Genomic DNA, 3,479 nt, shown 5'->3' with positions numbered 1-3,479 from the left:
TTCGGACACCTGCCTTCTCTCAATTAGTTTACACAATCAAGATTTTTGTGTCCACTTTTTCATACTAACACCAGTATATAATATAATGATAAAGTAATGTGAGAATATTTTTTATTATTATTTGCAGTAAAAATCATATAATAAATTTATAGAAATAAACTTGAGATACTTAAAACACAAAATCATATAAATGATATATAGGTATAATCTAAAAAATATATAACTTATAAGATAAATTTGAAAATAATAGCGTAAATATTCTTGACATTGAAGTCGAAATGGTGTAAACTAACTAAGTTATGACTAAAAATCATGGCAATTTTTGTGTAAATTTGTTAATGATATTTTTCATATATAAAATCTAAAATCTAAAAATTTGGGAGGAGGAAAAATGCCTACTATTAATCAATTAGTTAGACACGGGAGATCAACTTCGGAAAAAAAGAAAAAATCACCAGCTCTAAAAGGTAACCCACAAAAAAGAGGAGTTTGTGTAAGAGTATATACGACTACACCAAAGAAACCAAACTCAGCATTAAGAAAAGTAGCAAGGGTTAAATTAGTAAACGGTATTGAAGTAACAGCTTATATACCTGGAATCGGGCATAACTTACAGGAACACTCGATTGTATTAATCAGAGGAGGAAGAACAAAAGATTTGCCGGGGGTAAGATATAAGATAATCAGAGGAGCTCTGGATACTGCAGGAGTAGTAAACAGAAAACAAGCTAGATCTAGATACGGAACAAAGAAAGATAAAAAATAAGATTAGGAGGTAACTTTAGGCATGTCAAGAAGAAGAAAAGCCGAGAGAAGAGATGTATTACCAGATTCAAGATATGGAGATAAACTAGTAACTAAGTTTCTAAACAGCCTTATGTATGACGGTAAGAAATCTATTTCAGAAAATATTTTCTATACTGCATTAGATCAAATTACAGCTGAAACTAATGAAGAAGGAATAGAAGTATTCAGAAGAGCAATGGAAAATTTGAAACCGCAATTAGAAGTAAGATCAAGAAGAATCGGAGGAGCTACATACCAAGTACCGGTAGAGGTAAGAGTAGAGAGACAGCAGGCGCTGGCTATCAGATGGCTTATCAGATACGCAAGAGAAAGAAAAGAATATGGTATGATAGAGAAATTAAGAAAAGAAATAGTAGCAGCTGCTAACAATGAAGGCGGAGCTATGAAGAAGAAAGATGATACTTACAAAATGGCAGAAGCTAACAGAGCTTTCGCACATTACAGATGGTAACTTTAAGACAAGGAGGATATTTTAAAAATGGCAAGAGAAGTTGCTTTGAAAGACACAAGAAATATCGGAATCATGGCACATATAGATGCCGGAAAAACAACAACAACAGAGAGAATTTTATTTTATACAGGAGTTACTCATAAAATAGGAGAAGTTCACGAAGGTGCCGCTACAATGGACTGGATGGAACAGGAGCAGGAAAGAGGAATCACAATTACATCTGCTGCGACTACATGTTTCTGGAAAAATCACAGAATTAACATAATAGACACACCAGGGCACGTGGACTTCACGGTAGAGGTAGAAAGATCTCTAAGAGTATTAGATGGTGCTGTTGCGGTTTTTTCTGCAGTTGACGGAGTTCAGCCGCAGTCTGAAACAGTATGGAGACAAGCTGATAAATATAAGGTTCCAAGAATGGCGTTCTTTAATAAAATGGACAGAGTCGGTGCCGACTTTGATATGTGTGTTAATGATATTAAAGAAAAACTTGGAGGAAATGCACTTCCAATACAGCTTCCAATAGGAGCTGAAGAAGCGTTCGAAGGTGTAATCGACTTAATACAAATGAAAGAACTGCTTTTCATTGACGAAACAATGGGAGCAAACTATGATGTGAAGGAAATAAGAGCAGACTTAGTTGATAAAGCAAAAGAAGCAAGAGAACACATGATAGAATCTATTGTTGAAACTGACGATGAGTTAATGGAAAAATATTTCGGCGGAGAAGAAATTTCAGAAGCAGAATTAATAAAAGCATTAAGAAAAGCTACAATAGAAGGATTAGTAGTACCTTGTGTATGCGGAACTGCATTTAAAAACAAAGGAATACAGCCTTTACTTGATAAAGTAGTAGAAATAATGCCTTCACCTGAAGATGTAGGAGAAGTAAAAGGTACTAACCCTAAAACAGATGAAGAAATCACAAGAAAGCCGTCTGATGATGAAAAGTTCGCAGCTTTAGCATTTAAGATCATGACAGATCCTTTCGTAGGAAAACTTGCTTTCTTCAGAGTGTACTCAGGAATACTTGAAAAAGGTTCTTATGTACTGAATTCTACTAAAGGTAAGAAAGAAAGAATGGGAAGACTGCTTCAGATGCATGCTAACAAAAGAGAAGAAAAAGATGAAGTTCACGCAGGAGATATAGCAGCAGCAGTAGGATTGAAAGATACTACTACAGGAGATACACTATGTGACGAATCAGCTCCGATTATACTTGAAAAAATGGAATTCGCAGAACCGGTTATCCAGGTAGCCGTAGAACCTAAAACAAAAGCTGATCAGGAAAAAATGGGAACAGCACTATCTAAACTTGCAGAAGAAGATCCTACTTTCAAGGTGACAAGTAACCAAGAAACAGGACAGACACTAATAGCAGGAATGGGAGAATTACACTTGGAAATTCTGGTAGACAGAATGAAAAGAGAATTCAAAGTAGAAGCTAATGTTGGTAAACCACAGGTTGCCTACAGAGAGACTATCATTGGTGAAGCTAATGTAGAAACTAAGTATGCTAAACAATCAGGTGGTAGAGGTCAATACGGACACGTTAAAATAATAGTAGAACCAAATAACGGAAAAGGTTACGAATTCGTTAATAAAATTTCTGGAGGGGCAATCCCGAGAGAATATATTCCAGCAGTAGACAAAGGTATACAGGAAGCAATGGAAGCAGGAGTAGTAGCTGGATATCCAGTACAAGACATAAAAGTAACATTATATGACGGAACTTACCATGAAGTGGATTCGAGCGAAATGGCATTTAAAATCGCAGGATCGATGGCGGTAAAAGACGGTATGAGAAAAGCAACTCCAATATTACTTGAACCTATCTTCAAAGTAGAAGTAACTACACCAGAAGAGTACATGGGAGACGTAATAGGAGATCTTAACTCAAGAAGAGGTCAGGTTTCAGGAATGACAGACAGAAACGGAGCAAAAATAGTAAATGCACATGTACCGTTATCAGAAATGTTCGGATATGCAACTGACTTAAGATCAAAAACACAAGGTAGAGCATCATATTCAATGGAATTTGAAAAATATGAACAAGTACCTACAAACATAGCTAACCAAATAGTAGCTGAAAGAAAAGGATAAGCCTTTAAAATAAAATTTTAAATTTTTAGGAGGAAGAGTAGAATGGCAAAAGCTAAATTCGAAAGAAGCAAACCACACGTAAACGTGGGAACAATTGGTCACGTAGATCACGGGAAAA

3 protein-coding genes are annotated in these 3,479 nt (G+C 35.6%); all 3 read left to right on the top strand.

The genetic code is table 11. The features are described 5' to 3' along the window. Nucleotides 1-391 precede the first annotated feature (391 nt). From rpsL to fusA, 3 genes are read left to right on the top strand one after another with little or no spacing between them, the layout of a single operon-like run. On the top strand, nt 392-766 hold the full coding sequence (gene rpsL, locus NK213_RS19240) for a 30S ribosomal protein S12 (protein ID WP_012863407.1): 375 nt from the start codon (nt 392-394) through the stop codon (nt 764-766). Nucleotides 767-787: 21 nt separating this feature from the next. Further along, nucleotides 788-1,258 carry a 30S ribosomal protein S7 gene (gene rpsG, locus NK213_RS19235; RefSeq protein ID WP_253352335.1) on the top strand — a complete coding sequence of 157 codons (471 nt, stop codon included), beginning with the start codon at nt 788-790 and terminating at the stop codon, nt 1,256-1,258. A 27-nt stretch (nt 1,259-1,285) separates the two neighbouring features. Beyond that, on the top strand, nt 1,286-3,361 hold the full coding sequence (gene fusA / locus NK213_RS19230; RefSeq protein ID WP_253352334.1) for an elongation factor G: 2,076 nt from the start codon (nt 1,286-1,288) through the stop codon (nt 3,359-3,361). The last annotated feature ends 118 nt before the right edge of the window (nt 3,362-3,479 follow it).

Source organism: Sebaldella sp. S0638 (assembly GCF_024158605.1).
Lineage (GTDB): Bacteria > Fusobacteriota > Fusobacteriia > Fusobacteriales > Leptotrichiaceae > Sebaldella.
Note: the sequence above shows the minus strand (reverse complement) of the source record. Positions and strands in the feature narration are given on the sequence as shown.

What these genes read in the sequence shown, in the direction of transcription:
- rpsL (WP_012863407.1), top strand. Translation starts at nt 392, where the DNA reads ATGCCTACTATTAATCAATTAGTTAGACACGGGAGATCAACTTCGGAA.
- rpsG (WP_253352335.1), top strand. Translation starts at nt 788, where the DNA reads ATGTCAAGAAGAAGAAAAGCCGAGAGAAGAGATGTATTACCAGATTCA.
- fusA (WP_253352334.1), top strand. Translation starts at nt 1,286, where the DNA reads ATGGCAAGAGAAGTTGCTTTGAAAGACACAAGAAATATCGGAATCATG.